Origin of the sequence: Almyronema sp. (genome assembly GCF_052168255.1) — a bacterium.
GTDB lineage: Bacteria > Cyanobacteriota > Cyanobacteriia > Phormidesmidales > Phormidesmidaceae > Sphaerothrix > Sphaerothrix epifaneia.
On the sequence record NZ_JBQLZL010000037.1, the window covers coordinates 37,273 to 58,633 of the forward strand.

At 49.6% G+C, this 21,361-nt stretch carries 17 protein-coding genes; 12 read left to right on the top strand and 5 right to left on the bottom strand.

The features are described 5' to 3' along the window. Nucleotide 1: 1 nt before the first annotated feature. From ACTS3T_RS08245 to ACTS3T_RS08255, 3 genes are all read right to left on the bottom strand, one after another. Nucleotides 2–3,553: a PAS domain-containing protein gene (locus ACTS3T_RS08245; RefSeq protein ID WP_462934905.1), complete on the bottom strand. Its 3,552-nt coding sequence runs from the start codon at nt 3,551–3,553 to the stop codon at nt 2–4. A 447-nt stretch (nt 3,554–4,000) separates the two neighbouring features. Next, the gene (locus ACTS3T_RS08250) at nt 4,001–4,711 is read right to left on the bottom strand and encodes a polysaccharide deacetylase family protein (protein WP_377960181.1); all 711 of its coding nucleotides are present in this window, start codon (nt 4,709–4,711) and stop codon (nt 4,001–4,003) included. A 96-nt stretch (nt 4,712–4,807) separates the two neighbouring features. After that, nucleotides 4,808–5,941, bottom strand: a complete 1,134-nt coding sequence (locus tag ACTS3T_RS08255) for a geranylgeranyl reductase family protein (RefSeq protein WP_377960179.1) — start codon at nt 5,939–5,941, stop codon at nt 4,808–4,810. Nucleotides 5,942–6,492: 551 nt separating this feature from the next. Here ACTS3T_RS08255 and ACTS3T_RS08260 point away from each other — a divergent pair. Then, complete coding sequence (locus ACTS3T_RS08260) at nt 6,493–6,654, top strand: family 2 glycosyl transferase (protein WP_377960177.1); 162 nt, start codon at nt 6,493–6,495, stop codon at nt 6,652–6,654. On the opposite strand, the gene frr is transcribed toward ACTS3T_RS08260, so the two are convergent. After that, nucleotides 6,655–7,203: a ribosome recycling factor gene (gene frr / locus ACTS3T_RS08265; protein ID WP_377960175.1), complete on the bottom strand. Its 549-nt coding sequence runs from the start codon at nt 7,201–7,203 to the stop codon at nt 6,655–6,657. Further along, complete coding sequence (gene pyrH, locus ACTS3T_RS08270) at nt 7,190–7,918, bottom strand: UMP kinase (protein ID WP_377960173.1); 729 nt, start codon at nt 7,916–7,918, stop codon at nt 7,190–7,192. Before pyrH ends, frr begins: the two co-directional genes overlap by 14 nt. A gap of 161 nt (nt 7,919–8,079) precedes the next feature. Here pyrH and ACTS3T_RS08275 point away from each other — a divergent pair, with 161 nt between their 5' ends. The 11 genes from ACTS3T_RS08275 (at nt 8,080) to ACTS3T_RS08325 (ending at nt 21,203) form a co-directional block, all read left to right on the top strand. Next, nucleotides 8,080–8,763: a diacylglycerol/polyprenol kinase family protein gene (locus ACTS3T_RS08275; RefSeq protein WP_377960171.1), complete on the top strand. Its 684-nt coding sequence runs from the start codon at nt 8,080–8,082 to the stop codon at nt 8,761–8,763. A gap of 567 nt (nt 8,764–9,330) precedes the next feature. After that, entirely contained in the window at nt 9,331–10,368 is a 1,038-nt protein-coding gene (locus ACTS3T_RS08280) for a glycosyltransferase family 2 protein (RefSeq protein ID WP_377960169.1), read from the top strand. Between the two features lie 22 nt (nt 10,369–10,390). After that, nucleotides 10,391–11,857: an NAD(P)/FAD-dependent oxidoreductase gene (locus ACTS3T_RS08285; protein WP_377960167.1), complete on the top strand. Its 1,467-nt coding sequence runs from the start codon at nt 10,391–10,393 to the stop codon at nt 11,855–11,857. A 15-nt stretch (nt 11,858–11,872) separates the two neighbouring features. Continuing rightward, nucleotides 11,873–12,859 (top strand): glycosyltransferase family 2 protein, encoded by a 987-nt coding sequence (locus ACTS3T_RS08290; RefSeq protein WP_377960165.1) that lies wholly within the window; start codon nt 11,873–11,875, stop codon nt 12,857–12,859. Nucleotides 12,860–12,920: 61 nt separating this feature from the next. Continuing rightward, nucleotides 12,921–14,189 carry a glycosyltransferase gene (locus ACTS3T_RS08295; protein ID WP_377960163.1) on the top strand — a complete coding sequence of 423 codons (1,269 nt, stop codon included), beginning with the start codon at nt 12,921–12,923 and terminating at the stop codon, nt 14,187–14,189. Nucleotides 14,190–14,206: 17 nt separating this feature from the next. Continuing rightward, nucleotides 14,207–15,262 carry a glycosyltransferase family 2 protein gene (locus tag ACTS3T_RS08300; RefSeq protein WP_377960161.1) on the top strand — a complete coding sequence of 352 codons (1,056 nt, stop codon included), beginning with the start codon at nt 14,207–14,209 and terminating at the stop codon, nt 15,260–15,262. Nucleotides 15,263–15,331: 69 nt separating this feature from the next. After that, nucleotides 15,332–15,832 carry a hypothetical protein gene (locus ACTS3T_RS08305; RefSeq protein ID WP_377960159.1) on the top strand — a complete coding sequence of 167 codons (501 nt, stop codon included), beginning with the start codon at nt 15,332–15,334 and terminating at the stop codon, nt 15,830–15,832. Continuing rightward, nucleotides 15,829–16,974: a hypothetical protein gene (locus tag ACTS3T_RS08310; protein ID WP_377960157.1), complete on the top strand. Its 1,146-nt coding sequence runs from the start codon at nt 15,829–15,831 to the stop codon at nt 16,972–16,974. The genes ACTS3T_RS08305 and ACTS3T_RS08310 overlap by 4 nt, the downstream gene beginning before the upstream one ends. 34 nt (nt 16,975–17,008) lie before the next feature. After that, nucleotides 17,009–18,475, top strand: coding sequence for a lipopolysaccharide biosynthesis protein (locus ACTS3T_RS08315; protein ID WP_377960155.1), 1,467 nt, complete (start codon nt 17,009–17,011; stop codon nt 18,473–18,475). A 113-nt stretch (nt 18,476–18,588) separates the two neighbouring features. Further along, nucleotides 18,589–19,470 (top strand): glycosyltransferase family 2 protein, encoded by an 882-nt coding sequence (locus tag ACTS3T_RS08320; protein WP_377960185.1) that lies wholly within the window; start codon nt 18,589–18,591, stop codon nt 19,468–19,470. 104 nt (nt 19,471–19,574) lie between these two features. Beyond that, complete coding sequence (locus tag ACTS3T_RS08325; protein ID WP_377960153.1) at nt 19,575–21,203, top strand: hypothetical protein; 1,629 nt, start codon at nt 19,575–19,577, stop codon at nt 21,201–21,203. The last annotated feature ends 158 nt before the right edge of the window (nt 21,204–21,361 follow it).

Genomic DNA, 21,361 nt, shown 5'->3' on the forward strand with positions numbered 1-21,361 from the left:
CTCAAGCGGGGTCGCTGCTGTTGGGGGTAAGCGGCACCAGCGATTGAATCGCCCGCGTCAAGATCAAGGGTTCAACCGGCTTAGAAATATGTCGCTGATAGCCACTGGCGATCGCCTGCTGATAGTCTTCTTCGCGGGCATAGGCCGTTAGCGCGATCGCCGGAACCAATCCGCCTAGATCCGCTGGCAACGCGCGAATCTGCTGAATCAGCGTATAGCCATCTACACCGGGCATGCCAATATCGCTCACCAGCACATCTGGATCAAAGTCACTCAGGGTTTCCAGCACTTCGGCGGCTGAAGTCACCGTTTTAACCTCAGCGCCATACTGAGATAACAATACGGTCAGCAGTTCCCGCGCGTCCGGTTCATCATCCACCGTCAACACTCGAATACCCCTGAGATTGGGTTCATAGGCAGGGATGGGCGGCATCCGCACCGGGTCAGGGTGGCTATTTAACAACGGCAAACTGACCGTAAAAATCGCCCCTAGCCCTTCACCGCTGCTATTAGCAGCAATGGTACCCCCGTGAGCTTCTACTAGCTGGCGCACAATCGCCAGCCCTAACCCCAACCCCCCATAGTTACGGGTTGTCGAAAAATCTTCCTGACGAAAAGACTCAAAGATATAGGGCAAAAAGTCAGCGCTGATGCCTTTGCCCGTATCGCGTACTGTGATTTGAGCCTGGTCGTCTACCTGCTGTAACAGCACCTCAACCTGACCGCCGCTGGGGGTAAATTTGACGGCGTTAGAAAGCAAGTTCCAAATAATTTGCTGTAGCCGACCTGCATCGCCTGATACTTCCGCCCTGTCTAGCAAAATGGGGGTAATTGTAATTGACTTGGCGGTAGCTGCCGTCTTAAGCGTTTCGATCGCAGCTTCAATCACCGGACTCAAATTGACGGCGGTAACGTTGAGGCTGAGTTTGCCGCGCAGTATTTTGGCAATATCTAGCAAATCGTCAATCAACTGCGTTTGCAGCTTGGTGTTGCGTTCAATAGTTTCTAAAGCTTTTGCCGTTTTGGCCGCATCTAGCTTGCGGGTTTGCAATAGCTTCGTCCACCCCAAGATCGGGTTAAGGGGCGATCGCAGTTCGTGAGACAGCACCGCCAAAAATTCATCTTTAATCCGATTAGCCCGCTCTGCCGATTCTCTCGCCGCTTGTTCGCGCTGTAGCAACTGTTCGCGTTCAGCCTCAGCCTGTTTTTGTTCTGTAATGTCTAAAATGACCCCCGTAAAGCGTTGGGGTTGTCCCACTGCGTTGAAGTAGACCTGGCCTTTGGCCGCTACCCAGTGTTCAGCCCGATCGTGGAAGTTAATAATGCGATATTCAGCGTCATAGTCGCCGCCGTTGGCTGGGTTCAGCGCCCACTGAATAATTTGTTCCATGCGATCGCTATCTTCAGGCAGCAAACATTGATAAAACACCTCAATGTTGACGGTCGCATCTTCAGGCAGGCCAAAGATAGCTTTGCAACCCGCATCCCAAATCAGCTCGTTTGTCGTCAAGTTCCAGTCCCAGGTGCCCAACTGGGCTGCTTCTAGAGCCATGCGCAGCCGATCTTCGCTTTGTCGCAGATCGGCTTGAGCCTGTCGGCGAGCAGCGGTTAGCTGAACCTTCTGACTGGTATCCACCGCTGCCCCGGTAATGCCGACAATTTGATTTTGGGCATTTCTCAGCGGTTCGAGGGTGAGATCATAGTAAGCCACTTCCTGGTTTCTCAAGATGGTGACTTCTTCGCGCAGACTCACGCCCGCTTCTAGCACTTGTCGTTTGAGCTGGGTTAAATAAGCCGCGCTTTCCGCCGCGACTAAATCTGCATCTTGCCGTCCCAACATTTCCTCAACCGAATAGCGCTCGGTGGGATTGTAAACCCAGGTGTAGCGCAAATCGAGATCTTGGTTAAACAAGGTAATCGGCGCACTTTTGAGGGCAATGTTTAGCCGCTCGGTGGTTTGCTTGAGTTCGATTTCGGCCTGTCTTAGCTCAGTAATATCGGTATTGGTGCCAAACCAGCGCAGCACGTTGCCTTGCTGATCGCGAATGGGAATAGCTCGTGAAAGAAACCAGCGGTACTCACCGTTTCGACTTCGCAGCGGAAACGTATCTTCCCAAAGTTCGCCTTGCTCAAAGCAATAGCTAATTTTTGCGACTACCCGCTCGACGTGATCGGGATGATGCACCTGCCGCCAGCCCCAGCCCTGCATCTGCTCTAAAGTTGTGCCCGTATAGTCAAACCAGCGCTGGTTATACCAAAAAATCCAGCCGTTCTCGTCAGCCATCCAGGCAAACTGCGAGATATTGTCTGCCAGGGTACGAAATCGCTCTTCGCTTTCTCTTAAAGCATTTTCAGCCTGTTTGCGTTCGGTAATTTCTTCGCAAACTGTGCTAAGACCCGTTACCTGATCGTCCTGTTTGAGCGGATAAGAATTCACTAGCCAAACCCGTTTAGTACCGGGCTGTGCCGGGGTTTCGCCGTGAATTTCAGCATTGAGCAACGGTTCCCCAGTGGCCAAAATAGGCCGTAAAAGGTCTTCGATGGTATCGGCTAAGTCAGGCAGCAGTTCTCGCACAGTCCGGCCAATGTGGGCTTCAACAGAAGCGCCGTTCATTTCAGCGAGTTGCTGGTTAATCTGTACAAAGCGCAGATCGCGATCCATGACCGCCAAACCAATGGGCGCTGTACGATAAATGGCCTCAATTTCGGCGAGTTGCTGCTGTAGCTGGGTCTGGCTTTGGCGCAGAGAAATTTCAGACTGAATGCGATCGGTAACATCAATGCCTGAAGGAATCAGGTATTCAACCTGACCTTGTTCGTCTAGCAAGGGCACGAGGGCAAAGTCAATCACAATAAATTGTTCTGGCCCTAGGCGAATCTGCACGTCGTATCGCATCACTTCGCCACTGGCGGCGCGGGCGATCGCCGCTTTTAGCCGCGTTTGCACAGCAGGCGAATAAGACCACCAGTAGGTTTGCTCGAAGGGAAGACCCAAAACTTCTTGCGGTTGCAGAGAAGCCGCCGCCAGCGCCGTTTGGTTGGCTTCAATCAGCACGCCATCCGGTCGCATAACGCCGACAAAGCTAAAAAGGCTATCCAGGATGCGCCTTAGCTGCCGCTCACTCTGCTGCTTTTGGCTGCTGCTAGCTTTGGCGTCTGCAGCCTGCAAAAGCTGGCCTGGTTGCGCTGCTTGCAACGCTGCTTGCAACCGCTCCGGCGTTAGCTGTTCGACGGCTAAATAATCGATCGCCCCCTGCTTCAAAGCCTGGACGGCAAAGGCTGCTCGATCGCTGCCGATCACTACAATAGGCGGACAGCGATCGCCTAACTGTTGGAACTGCTCGATGCAGTCTAGGCCGCTAATGTCTTGCAGATTGAGCTTTAAGAGAATGGCATCAATGGGCTGCGATTGGCACAGTGCGATCGCCTCAGCGCTTTCTGAAACTACCAAAACCGCTTCGGTTAAAAGGCTATTCGACCACCAATCCTCTTGAGAGTTGCCGTTCTGAGCTGAAATATCCACCACCAGAACAGCACGATGCAGATGTGACATAGTCGTCCTTCATTCCAGCAGGAAACACAAAACCGCTGTGATTACCCCTTCTTGAAGCTGATATTCGAAAGCAGCGGTCAGGTTTGCTTACATTAATCTGGGAGTTACCGCATTGCCCTGATCAGCCATTGAGCCTGGGTGATTCAGCAATGGGATAGTTTTGAGAGCGTGAGCTAGCATTCACATGAGTGCATAGCTATAGATAACATTGCTGCAGCCTGTATAGGGACGCCGCCCCATTCATGCCCTGCCGATTCCCCCTTTTCAAGGGGGGCTAGGGGGGATCGATGAGTGCCTAAAATCACAACCATTGGCTTTCAAACACCCTCTAACGTCTCTGTTTATATTTAATACTTAATTCTGGCTCAATCATACAGCGATCGGGGAAACCCTCGGAATCTATCTTGCGACAGAAGACAGACCCAGCAAGCCGCTACTGACAAGGGCTTAAACTAAATCCCACAGTTGCGAAAGCGTCACCACCTGATAGCCCTGTTGCGCCAGCGCGGGTAGCAAATTTTTCAACACGCGGGCTGTGTTGCTAGCCCGTTCTGCTGAGCCACCGTGTAGCACCAAAATTGCCCCCGGAAAAACAAACTGAGTGACATACCAGGCCGTGAACGGCGGGTCATTGGCAAAGCGAAAGGTATCAAACGGAATCATCGAGGCCAGGGCAAAACGCGGTTCGTATCCCTCCATTTGTCTCAATACCTGCAACATGCTGGGCGTATAAAGCCCCCGACCAGGGCGATACCAGCGCAAAGGGCGATCGGCAAAGGTTGTAATCCGGTGATGAGCGGTTTGAATGTGATGGTGAAAAAGGTCGGGGGCTAAAGCCGCGGCCAAATCGTCAACGGCACCGTGGTTGGCAATTTCGTGACCCTGCTGCTGCATCTGTTGCAGAATTTCGCCAGCGTCGTTGAGGTGGCTGCTGATAATAAAAAAGGTAGCCCGCACGGGGTAATCGAGCGGGCCAAGCTGCTGATTGTAGTCGGCGATCGCCGCTAAAATTTGCTGGGTTGAAGCATCCCCCGGTTCCTGGGGGGTAGGAACGTCGTCAATCGTCAAAGCCACAGCCCGCATCAGCGTAGGCTTATAAAAAATGGCGTCTGGAAAAACCCTGGCAATCTGCTGGAGAAGCCGATACTGAGGTGTCATAAACCTTCACTAAAGATTTGCAGCAGTGACCTTACTCGCTGTTGCACCTTTATTGTAGGCGTAGCCTCGACCGCTGCCGATTTTCCCGCTAGGCGGCTAACCCCGCATCCCCGGAATCAGGCTGCCACTTAGCCGTTTAATCACGCGGTTGGCAATATCGGCGTAGTGAATATCACCTGCTAGTAATTGCCCCAGCCGCTTGGTAGCGGTGGGTCGCTTGATGCCTACCCGGTACCCCACCCCCGGCACCCGGTAGAAAATGCCAGCAATCCGCTGCGCCCACTGCATATCCGCTCCCCACTCTTGATGCATGATGTCAGTGTAGCCCTGGAGGGCGTCGGCATTGCCTGCGATCGCCTGGTCGAGCGCTGCGGCTGCCTTGACCCCGCTATAAATAGAAGGACGAATGCCTTCAGCCGTTAGCGGATCAACCACCGCTGCGGCTTCCCCTACAATCACCGCCTGCTGCCGATGCAGGGGACGGTTGCCGTCCCACAGTTTGAGGGAGGCTACATACTCGGTGCCCTGGTCATAAGACAGGCCAAATTCAGGCAAGTACTGCTCAATCGAAGAACGAAATTCTTTTAAGCTGCTGCCCAAAAAGGTGCCAGCCCCAATTGAAAACCCGTCTGATTTAGGAAAATTCCACAAGCAGCCGTTTTTCACCAAGCCAAACTCAAAGCTGATGGGGTTTTGTTCGTGGACGGCTTCTGGGGCTTTGACTTCTAAAATACCTACTTGTCTGAGTTTGGGTTCTTTGAAGCCTAACCACTCTGCCATAGGGCCATTTGCGCCGTCAGCCCCCACCAAAAATCGGGCTGTTTGGGTGCCTGCTGAGGTTTGAACCAGCCAGCGATCGCCCTGAAATTCTATGCCTGTAACGGCAACACCGTCTTTGACCTCAGCCCCTTGCGCTTGGGCTTGCTTCACCAAAAAAGAGTCAAAAACGTCTCGTTTCACCATCCAGATGGGTTCAGACGTTTCTAACTTAGCTTCGATCGGGTCGCCGAGCTTCCAGGTGTAGCGCACCCGATTCACTTTGCGATCGATGGCTGGAGCAAAGTCAAAGTCAAACCACTGAGCCACACTGGGAGAAACAGCGCCACTGCACGGTTTGTAGCGAGGCAGCGTTGCTTTTTCTAACACTAAAACCGATCGGCCACGCTTGGCGAGGTGATAGGCAACCGTTGCGCCTGCGGGACCCGCTCCAACAATGATGCAATCGAACATAGGTGAAAACAACACTCCCAATCGTTACAGGTGTCTGTGGGCTAGCTTAAAATTCAAGGCTCCCACGTTTGACTTGAAAACAGTATCAATTCTGACAGGTCGTACTATCCCGTAAATTGACAGTCACAGCCTAACTGCATTTACGTTAAACCCGTAGAATCTTGAAGCCCTCTTTAGAGAGATTTCAAATCAGCTTAATAAAATTTAGTTTTTGCCCTCCCTCTGACTGTTGCCTCTTTATAAGCAAATTTTGCCCGCTCAGCGATCGCCTTTGCTAACGTGTGAGAAACCTGAGGGCTACTGACTGCCATAGGTCACTAGAGTTCCCTTTACTCTTGCCTCAAACCTAATTACCGTAAAAACCGAAGGGTTTTTTTCAGTTTTGCGGTCTGAGTCGGTAAATATTTGCGTAAAGAGTTCCTGAGTCTTGCGGAGTGCAAAGCAGCCACAAAGCCATAGGATAGCAATCACATAGTTGATGAAGCTTTCATGAAGCTAACAGGCGACTATGGCGGAGTGTTGGTCAATCCTTAGGTGTTCGGGTAAAGCTTATGTCTTGGGAAGTGTGTGTTCAGTATGCCAACGGTAAAGAGCGGGTTCTGCGTACTTACCAAAACCTAGATGTAGCCCTCAACTGCGTCGATCGCATCTACGCAATTAAGGGCTATCCGCTGCATTTAGCCTATTGCGTGCGGCCAAGCTGTGCCGCTTGATCACACGGTCATGATGTCTTTTTCTTTATCGGCTAGCGCCTGGTCGATTTTAGCGGTGTATTTGTCAGTAAGTGACTGCACCTGATCTTGCAGATCGCGCGATTCGTCTTCTGAAATATCGCTATTTTTTTCCTGCTTGCGGATGCTATCAATCGCATCGCGGCGGACATTGCGAACAGAGACTTTGCCTTCTTCGGCATATTTGGCGGCTAGCTTGACAAATTCTTTACGCCGTTCGCTGGTTAGCGCTGGAATATTGAGCCGGACTACTTTGCCGTCATTGTTGGGCACTAGCCCCACATCCGAAAGGGAAATTGATCGCTCAATCAGGCTCAAGCTGCTGGGGTCAAAAGGTTGAACCAGCAAGGTTGAAGCATCTGGGGTACTAATGTTGGCAAGAGATTTCAGCGGCGTGGGCGAACCGTAATACTCCACCATAACTCTGTCAAGCAGCGAGGCATTTGCTCGCCCGGTGCGAATGGTGTTGAATGCCCGCTGGGTGGCTTCAACCGCCTTTTGCATGGTTTGTTCAACTTCAGCTAACTTCACAGGACTCCCCTACTATCGTGCCAATGGGTTCCCCCATTACGGCGCGGCAAATATTGCCACGAACCGAAAGGTCAAAAACCGTAATCGGGATGTTGTTATCTTTGCATAAGGCGATCGCTGTACTGTCCATCACCTTTAAATCATGTGCTAACACATGACTGTATGTAAGTGTACGAAATCGCTTGGCATCTGGGTTCACCTTAGGGTCAGAATCGTAAACCCCATCTACCTTAGTCGCCTTAAAAACCACTTCAGCGTTAATCTCAGCCGCTCGGAGCGCCGCTGTCGTATCTGTCGTGAAAAAAGGATTACCCGAACCCGCCCCAAAAATTACCACCCGCCCTTTTTCTAAATGGCGAATGGCGCGTCTGCGAATGTAAGGTTCGGCAACTTCTTGCATCGCGATCGCCGTTTGTACCCGCGTTGGAATTTCCGCTTGTTCCAAGGCATCTTGCAGGGTCATGGCATTCATGACGGTAGCAATCATGCCGATATAGTCAGCCGTTGCCCGATCCATCCCAGCCGCTGCCCCCTTGATCCCGCGAAAAATATTTCCTCCCCCTACCACTACCGCAATCTGAACACCGTTACTGACAACTTCGGCAATTTCCTGGGCGATGTATTGAACAATAGTTGGATCAATACCATAGGAAAGATCGCCCATCAGGGCTTCGCCGCTCAGTTTTAGCAAGACCCGCTGATAGGTATTCCCCATGAGTCAAAAAGTTACGTTTAATTCAAGGTCGTAGATTAATCTGTCCCTCAAGATAGCAGTCGATGCAATCTTAAGCCACAAAATTTATCTGTGGAAAAAGTCTGAGATAATTGCAAGAGCTATCTTATGCTCACCCTCTAGCCGTCACCTGAATCTTGGCAATGAATGCGCTTCTATTAGCCCAGTCTAGTTTGGTTGTTCTCTGGATTGGGCTGGTGGGGATTGTCGCCGCTAGCCTCTGGCAGTTTACTGCCGCTAGCCCTGAGATGGTTCGCAAAGTGCTGCATATCGGCGCTGGCAATGTCATTTTGCTGGCTTGGTGGTTTTCAATTCCAGCCTGGTTAGGGATTCTCGCTTCTGTTCTTTTTAGCGGCTTGACGCTACTGTCTTATCGCATTCCTTTGATTCCTGGCTTAGATAGCGTGGGTCGCAAGAGTTTAGGCACTTTTTTTTATGCCGTCAGTTTTGGAGTTTTAATTGCCTGGTTTTGGCCTTTGAACCTGCCCCATTACGCCGTTATTGGCCTTTTGATCATGACCTGGGGCGATGGCTTGGCTGCAATTGTGGGGCAGCGTTGGGGAGCGCATCCCTATCAGGTAAGCGGTATGCAAAAAAGCTGGGAAGGCTCTTTGACAATGGCGATCGCTGGCAGTTTGATCTGCTGGTTAGTATTACTGAGTGTGCAAGGTGCCATCTGGCAAACCTGGCTAGTCGCCTTGGTTGTTGGCCTGATTACCACCGGATTAGAAGCTTTTTCAAAGTTGGGAATTGATAATCTGACGGTGCCTATTGCAGGGGCGGCGATCGCCTTTTGGCTCAACCAATATTTACTCATACCTGCCTAAACCCAGCCTAAAAATGTAGTTAAAACCACATTTTTTGCTGCAAACAACGGCTTTTTTACCGCCAGGTTAGCCTCTGAAAAATCAGCTTCATCTTAACTTCAACAAAAAATTGATGATTCCGTAAAAAACCGGAAACTTGGCAGGCGGACATACGTCTTAAGCACTAAGACCAGCCCTTAGGTGGATTTTCCGGCCGAATATTTATGCAAATAAATAGACAGGTACTGACCGGGTACTACTGCTAAGTCTAAACGAACTTCATATAACCCTTGTGGTTTATGAAGGAACTGTAAACAAGTGGATAATTCAACCCGCTGTGTTCGTTACTTTCGTTAAGAAACTGAATAGGGGCTACCACACCATGAGAGCTACATATGTGCTTCACCTGAAGACCAAAATTATGCGCAAAGATTTGGCTCAAGTTTCACATCTGTACTTCATCTGGCGTTAAATCCAAAATTTCGACAATTCAGTTCAACTGCCTGCATCAACCCTTATCTGCCTGAGGTCAGATCTGCCTGAGGTCAGTGTTCGTCGTATCTCCAATCAGCACCCAACCTGATTCCTATGTCTAATTTGTCCTCCAAAGCACCTTTGACGATTTCGGTCGTCATCCCTGTCTACAACGGCGGCGACGCTTTCCGACGATGCCTGCGTAGTCTGCATACAGGCTTGATCCCAGATGAAGTAATTGTAGTCTCCGATGGTGATACTGATGGTTCATGGCGAGTAGCTGAACAGTTTGGGGCTAAAGTCATTCGCTGCCCTGTCAGTCGGGGGCCAGCTACTGCCCGCAACGTAGGTGCTAAAGCGGCTCAAGGCGACATCATCTTTTTTGTAGATGCTGATGTCACCCTTCATCCTGAAACCATTCACCGGGTAGCCGAAGTCTTTACAGCTTCGCCCGAAGTGGCAGCGCTGATTGGCTCCTATGACGATGCACCGGGGGCAGCCAACTTCCTATCCCAGTACCGCAACTTGTTCCACCATTATACTCACCAGGTTTCCAGCGAGGAAGCCTCCACCTTTTGGGGGGCGTGTGGGGCGGTGCGGCGAGAGGTTTTTCTGCAGGTGGGTGGTTTTGACCAGAGTTATCGAGCCGCTTGTGTGGAAGACATTGAGTTGGGCTATCGGCTCAAACGATATGGCTACACCATTCGCCTGTGCAAGCACATTCAAGTGAAGCACTTGAAGCGGTGGGAGCCGCTGTCTATGCTTAGAGCCGATATTTTTTATCGGGCGCTTCCCTGGACAGCGCTGATCTTGCGTCACCAACAACTCAACAACGACTTGAACTTAGATACTTCTAGTCGGCTCAGCGTTGTTCTGTCTTTTGCCCTATTGCTAACGCTAGCAGCCACGGGGCTATGGCCTAGCGCTCTCGGACTTTCGCTGGCGATCGCAGTCGGTTTATTGCTGCTCAATGCCCCCGTTTATCGGTTTTTCCGGCAAAAGCGAGGTTGGCGATTTACCGCTCGTGTGATTCCCTGGCACTGGCTTTATTTTCTGTATAGCGGTTTCGCTTTTGCCATCGGCTTGGGGCGACACCATTTATCCCAAATGAAGCTAGCTAGCCGTCATCTCGTCAGAACTTCAGCAAATTAAGCAGGAACCCAATCTATCAGTTATGTCTAATCCCAGGCAGCACTATCCAACCGTCGTTATCGGGGGTGGCCCCGCTGGGCTAACCGCAGCTTACGTTCTCAGCAAAGAGAACCAAGCCGCTGTTGTGCTTGAAAAAGCCGATCGCGTCGGCGGCATCTCGCGCACCGAAACTTACAAAGGCTACCGCTTCGACATTGGCGGCCACCGCTTCTTTACCAAAGTCGAGATTGTCAAAAAACTTTGGTATGAAGTTTTAGGCAAAGAGTTTATTCGCGTGCCCCGGCTATCGCGCATCTACTACGACGGCAAGTTTTTCAACTATCCGCTAGAGCCTTTTGATGCCCTTTCTAAGTTGGGAATTTTCAACAGCTTCCAGATTTTGACCAGCTACTTGAAAATTAAGCTCAACCCCTTACCCAGCGAAAACAATCTAGAAGAATGGGTGACCAATCGCTTTGGCAAGCAGCTCTACAGAACCTTCTTCAAGACGTATACCGAAAAAGTTTGGGGAATTCCCTGCACCCAGATTCAGGCTGACTGGGCTGCTCAGCGAATTAAAGGCTTATCGCTTAAGAAAGCGGTGCTCAATGCTTTGTTTAAGGTTAACAACACCAAAACGCTAATCAAAGAGTTTGATTATCCGATTTTGGGCCCTGGCATGATGTGGGAGCGCTTTCAAGAGCGACTCAATGAAAAAGGCTCTCCGGTACATCTGCACACCAACGTGATTCGCATTGAACGATCGGACAATCGCATTACTAAGGTAATTGCCGAACAAGACGGCCAACTCAAGCAGTTCACAGGCGATCAATTTATCTCTAGTATGCCTGTTTCGGCGTTGTTAAAGCGGCTTTCGCCCGCTCCTCCCGACGAGGTTTTAGCCGCTGCTCACGGGCTGAAGTATCGCGATTTTATGATTGTGTCGCTGATTATTGATCAGCCAAAGCTGTTTCCTGACAACTGGATTTACATTCACAGCCCTGAATTTAAGGTTGGTCGGATTCAAAATTTCAAAAACTGGAGTCCGGCCATGGTACCTGACCCTCAGAAAACTTGTCTGGGGATGGAATACTTCTGTAGCGAGGGCGATGAGCTGTGGGAAATGGCTGAAGCTGATTTGATTAAGCTAGCTAGCCGTGAAGTCGTTGAGCTGGGCTTAGTCGATAACCTGGAGCTGATCAAAGATGGTACGGTGATTCGCCAATATAAGGCTTATCCGGTTTATGACGGGGAGTATCGTCAGCATCTCAAAGTTCTGCAAGATTATCTGTCTACGTTTGAAAACTTGCAAACGGTTGGCCGCAACGGTATGCACCGTTATAACAACCAAGATCACTCTATGCTGACGGGTATTTTGGCGGCTAAAAACATTCTGGGCGAAAACCACGATTTGTGGGATGTCAACACCGAGCGCTCTTACCACGAAGACTTTATGAAAAAGCCGACTGAGAACTCAGCGGCGAAGCTGCCTTCTGCTGCCGTTGCTTAGGGGGAAAGAAACCGAATGCGTTATTTGGCTCAAGAACTGCCGCAAGTTTCAGTCATTATTCCAGTCTTTAATGATGCAGCAAGGCTGCAGCGTTGCTTAGCAGCTCTTGAGCATCAAACCTATCCTCAATCTCATTATCAGGTGATTGTGGTAGACAATGGCTCGGATGATCCATCAGCGGTTCCGGCCTTGGTCGGTCAAAAAAACTGGGCGATCGCGGCGGTAGAATCGGTTCCCGGTTCTTATGCCGCTCGCAATCGTGGCATTCAGCTAGCTCAAGGAGCGGCGATCGCCTTTACTGATGCTGACTGCATCCCGGAAGCTGACTGGTTGGAAAAAGGCGTAGAGCGATTGCTAGCGACGCCTGAGTGCGGTTTGGTTTCAGGCAACATTGAGATTTTTCCGCAAGATCCTGCCCACCCAACCGCCGTTGAGCTATTCGAAATGGCGACGGCCTTTCCCCAAGCACAGCACCTGCGAGATATGAAATATGGGGCAACGGCTAATTTGTTTACCTGGAAATCTGTGATTCAAGCGGTTGGCCCTTTTAATGCCACGCTTAAGTCAGGCGGCGATTTAGACTGGGGTCGCCGCGTCTATGAGGCGGGTTATCAGCAGGTTTATGCCGAAGAGGTCAGGGTAGCCCATCCCGCCAGGGTATCGTTTGAGCAAATTCGGCAAAAAACGGTACGCCTAGCTGGGGGACATTACGACCTGTTAAACAGAAAGCTCTATCACTTTTTTTACAAAGATTCGCTGCTGTTTGCCCTGGCGCAGCAAAAGCGAATTCCGCCAGCGCTGCTCAAGCATCTGCTGTTTGGCATAATTTTGGCGCAAGACCTGATTCCACCTGTGATGTACGTCATTAGCGTATTTAGAAGTTCTAAACTCAGCAGAGTTAGCGAAAAGCTACAGGTGGCGCTGGTAATTGTTTTTGTGCGCTATAGCAGCGCTTGGGCCAAAATTCGCCTGCGGTTGGGTCAAGCGCCAGCCAGAGTTTAGAGATTGAGCGTCTGCTGCGTTTGCTTCGTTGTTCGTTAAGTCGCAAAGCCTGGAGAAGCGTGTGAAGGTAGCTTTTATCGTCGGTGAGTTTCCCGTTTTATCTGAAACGTTCATTATTAATCAAATAACGGGGTTACTCGATCGCGGCTATAGCGTGGATATTTATGCAGATTGCCCTGGCGACTGGAGCAAGCTGCATGGCGATGTGATTGCTTACAACCTGCGATCGCGCACCCATTACTTACCAGAGGTGCCGTCTAATTTGTTCTGGCGAGCGATCAAAGGGGGCGGGCTGTTGGCTAAACGTTTGATGCAGGCACCTGGTGAAACGCTGCGATCGCTTAATTTCGTTAAGTACGGTGAGCCAGCGCTGTCGCTTTGGCTGCTTTACACGCTCATTCCCCACTTTGCTCAACGGTACGATATTATTCATTGCCAATTTGGCACCGTTAGCTTTCGCGGCATGGCTTTTCAAACCATCAATGCCCCGACAGCCAAGCTGCTTACCATGTTTCGCGGCCAGGATATTAGCCGCTTTATTCAGCTCAAAGGGCCGCACATTTACGATCGCCTTTTTCAGGTAGGCGATTACTTTTTGGCTAACTGCAAATTCTTTCAGCAGCGGGCGATTGAGCTAGGCTGTCCGCCAGATAAAATTCGCGTTCATGGGTCTGGCTTAGATTGCAGCCGTTTTCCCTTTCAAGCACGGAATCTGCCCAGTAACGGCTCGGTTCGGGTTGCCACCGTGGGGCGGCTGGTGGATAAAAAAGGCATTGAATACGCGATTCGAGCGATCGCCAAATGCCGTCAAACCTACCCCAAACTGGAATACTGGATTATTGGTGAAGGGCCGCTAAGAAGCTCGTTTGAGCAACTGATTGAATCGCTCAACCTCAGCGAGAACGTCAAACTGCTGGGGAAAAAGTCGCAGGAAGAACTGATTGCGCTGTTGCAACAGACCCATTTGTTTGTTGCCCCTAGCGTCACTGCTAGCGACGGTGATCAAGATGCGCCCGTTAACGTGCTCAAAGAAGCCATGGCGATGGGCTTACCTGTGATTAGTACGTTTCATGGTGGCATCCCAGAACTGGTTGAAGATGGCATCTCTGGTTTTCTGGTACCGGAGCGCGATGCCGCTGCGATCGCCGCAAAATTGCGCTATTTGATTGATCATCCTGAGCGCTGGCCTGCAATGGGGCAGGCGGGGCGAGCTTTTGTAGAAAAACATTACGACCTATCTGACCTCAACGATCGGCTAGCTGAACTTTATCAGCAACTGGCAGCTTCGGTGCCGCGATCGCCTGCAACCGTTTTGTTACCGACTTCGTAATTGTCTGTGGAGGATTTATGAGCCTAGTCGCTGAAGAAACCCAATCCCAAATAACCCTGGAATCGGCTGCGGCTGAACCCCAGGTGACTTTAGTTGTGGTGCCACGCGAACGCTTTAGCTGTGCCCGCCAGTCTTTAGAGAGCATTTACGCTCATACCCAACTGCCTTTCAAACTGGTCTATGTAGACGGCAACTCACCCGCCCCGCTGCGGCAATACCTCAAGCAACAATCGCAGCAGTCTGGGTTTGAAATTGTCAGTACCGATTACTATCTCTATCCCAACCAGGCTCGCAACTTAGGGTTGCAGCAGGTCACCACGCCTTACTTGGTCTTTATTGACAATGACGTGATTGTTTCACCGGGCTGGCTGGAGGCTTTGCTAACCTGCGCCGAAGAAACCGGAGCAGCCGTCGTTGGGCCGCTAATGTGCCAGCACAGCCCCATTCACCAGGAGGTTCACTTTGCTGGCGGCGAAGCCCACGTTTGGACAGACAAAACCGGACGTCGCCGCGTTCGCGAAAAAATGTACGACCAGGGGAAACAAGTCACTGCCATTCGCGATCGGCTCAAGCGATCGCCCACAGAACTGGCTGAATTTCACTGTGTTCTGGTGCGACGCGATATTTTCGAGCAGATGGGTCAGCTTGACGAATCCATGCTCAACACCAAAGAACACTTAGACTTTTGCATGAGCGTGCGCGAATTGGGCGAAACCGTCTACTTTGAACCCGATTCGCTGGTAACTTATCTTCCCGGTGCGCCGCAAGACTGGTCAGATGTTCATTACTACATGCTGCGCTGGAGTGATGCTTGGACACTTTCTAGCCTGCATCACTTTCGCGACAAGTGGCAGCTAGCCGAAGATGGCTATTTCAAAAATAAGTACAAAAAACTGGGCTGGCGGCGCTATATGTCTTTAATTGAACCGCTGGCGCAGCGGCTGACGTTTAATCTGGGGACGAACTTTGTCGCTCGGGCGATCGCCAAGTTAGAACACGGGTTGAATCATTATTTAACCTATCAGCACCGTCGGCTACAGCAAAAATCGCGGGTCAACGCCAGTCCTCGATGAGATGCGCCTAAGCAGGCTCTCGACCTCGGTTTGTTCAACAGTCGATTTTTTTGAGGTAATCAGCCATTCATGCTTGCTGACAAGCGGCAGTTACGAATTAACCAGGCGGCGCTTTTTCTGCTGTCTGTGGCCTTAGTGCTGGTAGGACGCCGTATTACACTGTGGCCGATTATGACCTGGCCCGTCTATAGCCACTATTCCCAGGGTTTTCCTGACCCGACTGTCGATGCTGTCAGCTTGCGGTTAATAACCACTACAGGCGAAACTTACACGCTCGCACCCGCCGATCTCTTTGGCGCTGGCCGCACTGATGTCGCCAAAAGGGCGATCGCCTATGCCTTTGACGACACAGCCCCAGAGCAACGAGACGCAAACCGGGCTTACCTCAGTCAGCTCGTTTCCTATCTCAAACCCGATATTGAAATCAGCGTCATCCAAGGCTACCGAACTTACTGGCAGGTCGAACCGCTCAGCGTTCCGCCGCTAGTGTACGACACCCCTACTCAAGTCGTCAGGCTGGGGAGCTTTCGGATAGCAGACTATACAGCGTCTAAGCCAGGGCAACAATGACATTCGCCAAAGCCGTCAGTTCCAGCATCGATCGCTGGTTCACCCAACCAGAACCTAACGCTGCAGGCCGCATGGGGTTGTTTCGCATTTTCTACGGCTTGTTTTATCTGTGGCATCTCAGCAATCAATATGCGGTGAGCCTTAGCAACTTACCCAGCGAACATTTTATCCACCCAGTTTTGCTGATTGCGCTGCTGCCGTCTGCGCCAAGTGTGTGGTTTTGCCAAGTTCTAGAATGTGGCTTGGTCGCCGCTCTGGTTTTGCTGGTGCTGGGGTTAAGAATTCGCTTGATGACGGCCTTAGTGTTAGTTTTGGGGGGAATTTTAGAAGCTTATTACATCGCCACTGATGGAGAGCATTCAACCATTTTGATTGCTTTTTATATTCCATTTTTTATGGGGTTGAACAACGATTGGGGCCATACCTATGCTTTAGATACGCTGATCAAACAGCGATCGCTTAAACCCAGCGTTGCCCCCTCTGAATCTCACTGGCGATATTTTTTATCAGCTAGATCGGTTTTGGTGATTCTATCGCTGCTTTTTTTGTCTTCTGCTCTTTTTAAATTTACCTTTGGTGGCGTTTGGTTAACCTATCCAGATTTAATGGCTAATCTGGTTTTGCAAAAAAATATAGCCGCCGCCTTGCAAGAGTTACCCTTAAATCCCATAGCTCCTTGGATTGCCCAAACCCCCTGGGTTTATCACAGCTTAAGATTTTCAACTTTGCTGTGCGAAGGGCTTTTCTTTTTATCTTTGCTGGGTCGGCAGCTACGGCTTTTTTTTGTGTCGTTAGCCTTGCTATTTCATGCCGTCAATGCCCTTTTTCTTACGGTTACGTTCACTCCGGTTTTGATTGTGTATGCCTTGTTTATTGACTGGCAAGCTGCCGTTAATAGGCTGCAACTCAAGTTTAAAGGCCAGCCTGCTTTTTCTACGTCTTGGCTGGTCGGTAGCGCGATCGCGATCGCGATTGGCCTGGGGCTTTTGTGGAGTTTGTACCCCCAGAGTCGCACAGTCTTTAACTTCAACGGTTTACTCAACTGGCGCTCAATCTGGTATCCGGTTGTGCCCTTTGCCCTGATAGGTCTGGGGCTGAGCATTAAGCCGCTGAGCCGCCCGCCAAGGCGGCAACTGCCCTGATGCCGAGTTTTATTGTCTGTTTTTTAGCCTTAAAATGAAAGATTTCCAGCAAAAAGTCTTACACGGAATTATCTGGACAGCCCTACAAAATTGGGGTGGTCAGGTAGGCTCCTTGTTAGTCTTTTTTGTGCTGGCGCGGCTATTAGAACCGGAGGACTTTGGCTTAGTCGCTTTGGCTAACGTCTTTTTGGCCTTTGTGCAGGTCTTTTTGGATCAGGGTTTTCCCAAAGCTTTAATTCAGCATCAAAACCTTGAACCTGAGCATATTCATACCGCCTTTTGGACGAATTTGATCAGTGGGGCGGTGCTGACGGGTCTTTGCATTCTTTTTTCTCCTTTAATCGCTGACCTGTTTAACGAAGCGCAACTGACGCCGATTTTGCGTTATTTTTCTTTGCTACTGCTTATTAGTTCTTTCACAGGTGTCCAAGAAGCGCTGTTAGAACGGCAGTTTAAGTTTAAGTTTGTTGCCCTGCGATCGCTGTTGGGGCTATTTTTGGGCGGCTTAGCAGGCGTGAGCGCCGCTTTACTGGGGTGCGGCGTTTGGAGTTTGGTTATTCAACAACTGACCTACGAGTCCGTTGGGGCCATCGTCCTCTGGCGGGCTAGCGACTGGCGGCCACAACGCCAGTTTTCTTGGCCTCACTTTCGAGAACTGTTTAGCTTTGGCGTTAATATTCTGGCTTTTAACTTTTTAGGTTTTATCAATACCCGGTCGGATGACCTATTAATTGGCTACTTTTTAGGGCCGACAGCCTTGGGCTACTACAGTATTGCTTACCGTATTTTGCAAATAATGGTTCAGCTTTTGATTGATACCGTCAATCGAGTCGCATTACCCACTTTTTCGCGTTTGCTCTCAGATTTAGCTGTCTTTCGCAGCGCTTTTTACAAAGCCACTCAGCTCACAAGCGTTATCTCTTTTCCCTGTTTTTTAGCGGTGGCGGTTTTAGCGCCAGAACTGATTACACTGCTGTTTGGCAAACAGTGGTTACCGTCGGCTCCGGTCTTACAGTTGTTAGCGCTAGCAGGAATTTTTCGCACCATTTCTCGCTTTAAAGGCGCTATTTTTATGGCGATGGGCAAACCTGTCTGGCGAGTATGGCTGGGGTTGCTTAGTTCAATACTCAATCTGATTTTCTTTGCTATTGCCGTACGCTGGGGTGTGGTAGCTGTGGGGCTAGCTTATTTAGTGCGTACAGGTATTATGTTCCCGATTGAACAAAGCGCCGTAGGGCGACTTATCCAAGCACCCATGCGAGACTATTTGCGGCAGTTTGTCGCCCCTTTAGTCAGCGCCACTTTGATGGCTGTGGCTATTTTAGTGGCTCAGCAAAGCATCAGTTGGAAAATATCACCCATCTTGCAGTTGATTGTTCTCAATTCTATTGGCGCAGCCACTTATTTAATTCTGTTGCGGCTGCTAGCGCCTAAGCTGTTTCAAAAACTATTAGCGGCGCTTGTAACTTTTTTGCCCAACGTAAATTATAAAAACGTTTGATTCTTTTAAAAAGATAAATACTGATGCAGCCAGTCATCTTATAGAGCTGCGGTATTCAGTTTTCGACAGGCTAAGTTGTCTACCAGGCTAAGTAAATTAGCAATACGCTCATGGTGAATCAGCCCCTACTTAGTATTATCATTCCCACCCATAACCGACCTCATTTGTTGGAAAAAGCAGTCAAAAGTGCTTTACAACAAACCTTAAAGAACATCGAAGTCATCGTAGTGGATGATGCCTCTGATCCACCTGCTCAACTTGCCGATCATCCGCAGCTTAGCGTGATTCGTCTCTCTACATCTCATGGAGGGGCAGGGGCTCGTAATGTAGGCACTCAAGCGGCTCAAGGCCGCTGGATTACCTATTTAGACGATGACGATCAGCTTTTGCCCCACATGGCTGAAACCTCTCTAAAGGCGCTGGCTGCGACCGATCTGCCGCCTCCGGTAGCCGTTATTTCTGGCATTGAGGTTGTTGATGAAACCGGACAGCACCAGGAAGAACGTTTGCCGCCTCCGGTACGTTTTAAAGGCTGTTATTTTTCCTTAGAAGACTTAGAACCTGGTTGTTCTTACAACACGAAGCAAACCTTAGTGGTCGAACGAGACGTTATTGAAAAAATCGGCGGTTGGGACGAAAATTTTCGATCGCGAGTCCATTCAGAACTTTTTTTAAGACTTAATCTGGCTTGTTCAATTGTAGGCATTCCTGAAGTCACCTACTGTTTACTTCGCGCCCAGCACGAACCTCGGATTTCCAAAAATCGTCTGCTCAGGCAGGAAAGTTTTCAGCGTTTGATTCAAAAGCATCGCAGCATGTTTTGGGCAAAGCGTAGTATGTATGCCAGTTTCGTTTATGAGCACGCCAAAATCTCTTACTACCTGGGTCAAAAAGGCGCAGCCCTATTTAGCTTAATTCACGCTTTTTATATCAATCCTAAAACCACGTTGTCGCGACTGCTGCTGCTGTTTAAAGATTTTGTTCAGTCTTCCTAAAAAACAACTATTAGCCCATAGGGCTAAAGCGAACGTTGTGTTGATTTGAGCTAACAGCAGTGAAAAATATTGCCAGATATAACCGCAGACTACCTCAAAAATTCTTGCAGACTTTCAAGCAAAGGGCTGAAATAGGACTGAGTCAGCCTGAAAGCTGGCTCTATATCATTTTGATAGTTGGTGGTTTGCTCAGACTGCACCAGTATTTGCTGGATCGATCGCTTTGGATTGACGAAGCTTTTTTAGCTTTAAACATTATTGAGCGCTCTTACAGCGAATTGCTGCAACCTCTGGCTTACAATCAAGCAGCCCCCATAGGGTTTTTAATAATTGAAAAGTTTATGACTCAGCTCTGGAGCAGCCAGGAATATGCTTTAAGGTTGTTGCCTTTTTTAGCTAGTCTGTCATCGCTTTTTTTGTTTTTTAGCATAGTTAAGCTAATAAAAATAAAGCCCACTGCGGCGGCGATCGCGCTCGGTTTGTTTGCCCTTTGCGATCGCCTGATTTATTATTCAGCCGAAGTCAAACAATATTCTACAGATGTTGCTGTAGCGCTGTTGCTTTGCTGGTTCACCTTTCACTTTAAGGCTCACCCGCCATCAAAGCAGCAGATCTTGGTTTTTGCTTTGGTGGCGGCTTTGTCTGTTTGGCTTTCTCACCCGGCGGTTTTTGTTATTGCAGGCACGGGCTTATGTTTAATCGCTTTTGCCGTCCGGCAGCAACCTGCTAGGCTGCTCGGCTACCTAGCTGCTTACGGTCTTTGCGCTGTGAGTTTTGCTCTTTTTTATCAGTTTTCTCTGAGCAATCTGGTGGGCAACTCACAACTGCAAGACTCTTGGGGGCAAAGCCATAACGCTTTCATGCCTCTACCGCCGACCAGTTTGACTGAACTCAAGTGGTTTTTCGATACCTTTTTTAGATTCTTTAATTACCCCATTGGCATTGAACTAACGGGCGTTGCCGCGTTTGGCTTCATCATGGGCGGCATTGCGTTATTCAAGAGACAAAAATTTACTTTTTGGGCGCTAATTGCACCACTAGTGGTGACATTGTTAGCCTCTGGTTTGCAAAAATACCCCTTTCAAGGACAGCTTTTACTTTTTGCTGTTCCTTTTGCCCTACTGATTATTGCTGTTGGCGCTCAAGAAATTATTGGCCGTCTTCAGCCTGCTAATTTGCTGATTCCTGGCTTGCTGATTCTATTGCTTTTTAGCCATCCTTTTTACTACGCCGCTCTTAATTTAAATGATCCCAATTCACCCCCTAAATTTGAATATCAGCGCATGCGGGAAGAGATTAAACCCGCTTTAGCTTACTTAAAAAACCACTGGCAAGCAGGCGATACCCTCTATGTTTACTACGCGGCTCAACACGCTTTTCGCTACTACGCTAAACAATATGGGTTTGACTTTGCCACCCCTCGTCGCCCTACTGGCAACTACTCAGGAGAGTGGTTTGAACCCGCACTGGTTTCCAATCCGCCTCAGTTGATAGTTGGCTCCGTTACCCGCTATGAACGCGATGCGTTTGCCGCCGATTTACGTCAGCTACGGCAATATCCCCGAGTTTGGCTACTGTTCTCCCATGTCCGCGATCGCCGCTCATCCATTGATGAAGAAACCGTTCTTTTAAGCTTACTGAGCAGCGCGGGTCAAGAAGTGGATAGCTTTCATAGTCTGGAAGCGGCTGTTTATTTGTTCAATATGAATTCAAATACAGATGAGACCGCCTGAGACATGAAGCAAAATTTTAATCAGAAGCGCAACCTTTACAAAGACTGTAAAAAGACAAGGCCATCCCTGATTGGAGCTTTTATGCAATCGACTAGTCTTGAGGTGATATTTAACGTTGAAACATGAAATATGCTCAGCCTCAGTTCGATCAAAACAAA

Excerpts from the sequence above, each read along its gene's own strand:
- ACTS3T_RS08310 (WP_377960157.1), top strand. The coding sequence starts at position 15,829 with ATGACATTCGCCAAAGCCGTCAGTTCCAGCATCGATCGCTGGTTCACC.
- ACTS3T_RS08305 (WP_377960159.1), top strand. The coding sequence starts at position 15,332 with ATGCTTGCTGACAAGCGGCAGTTACGAATTAACCAGGCGGCGCTTTTT.
- ACTS3T_RS08255 (WP_377960179.1), bottom strand. The coding sequence starts at position 5,941 with ATGTTCGATTGCATCATTGTTGGAGCGGGTCCCGCAGGCGCAACGGTT.
- ACTS3T_RS08275 (WP_377960171.1), top strand. The coding sequence starts at position 8,080 with ATGAATGCGCTTCTATTAGCCCAGTCTAGTTTGGTTGTTCTCTGGATT.
- ACTS3T_RS08245 (WP_462934905.1), bottom strand. The coding sequence starts at position 3,553 with ATGTCACATCTGCATCGTGCTGTTCTGGTGGTGGATATTTCAGCTCAG.
- ACTS3T_RS08290 (WP_377960165.1), top strand. The coding sequence starts at position 11,873 with ATGCGTTATTTGGCTCAAGAACTGCCGCAAGTTTCAGTCATTATTCCA.
- pyrH (WP_377960173.1), bottom strand. The coding sequence starts at position 7,918 with ATGGGGAATACCTATCAGCGGGTCTTGCTAAAACTGAGCGGCGAAGCC.
- ACTS3T_RS08315 (WP_377960155.1), top strand. The coding sequence starts at position 17,009 with ATGAAAGATTTCCAGCAAAAAGTCTTACACGGAATTATCTGGACAGCC.
- ACTS3T_RS08285 (WP_377960167.1), top strand. The coding sequence starts at position 10,391 with ATGTCTAATCCCAGGCAGCACTATCCAACCGTCGTTATCGGGGGTGGC.
- ACTS3T_RS08300 (WP_377960161.1), top strand. The coding sequence starts at position 14,207 with ATGAGCCTAGTCGCTGAAGAAACCCAATCCCAAATAACCCTGGAATCG.
- ACTS3T_RS08250 (WP_377960181.1), bottom strand. The coding sequence starts at position 4,711 with ATGACACCTCAGTATCGGCTTCTCCAGCAGATTGCCAGGGTTTTTCCA.
- ACTS3T_RS08280 (WP_377960169.1), top strand. The coding sequence starts at position 9,331 with ATGTCTAATTTGTCCTCCAAAGCACCTTTGACGATTTCGGTCGTCATC.
- ACTS3T_RS08260 (WP_377960177.1), top strand. The coding sequence starts at position 6,493 with ATGTCTTGGGAAGTGTGTGTTCAGTATGCCAACGGTAAAGAGCGGGTT.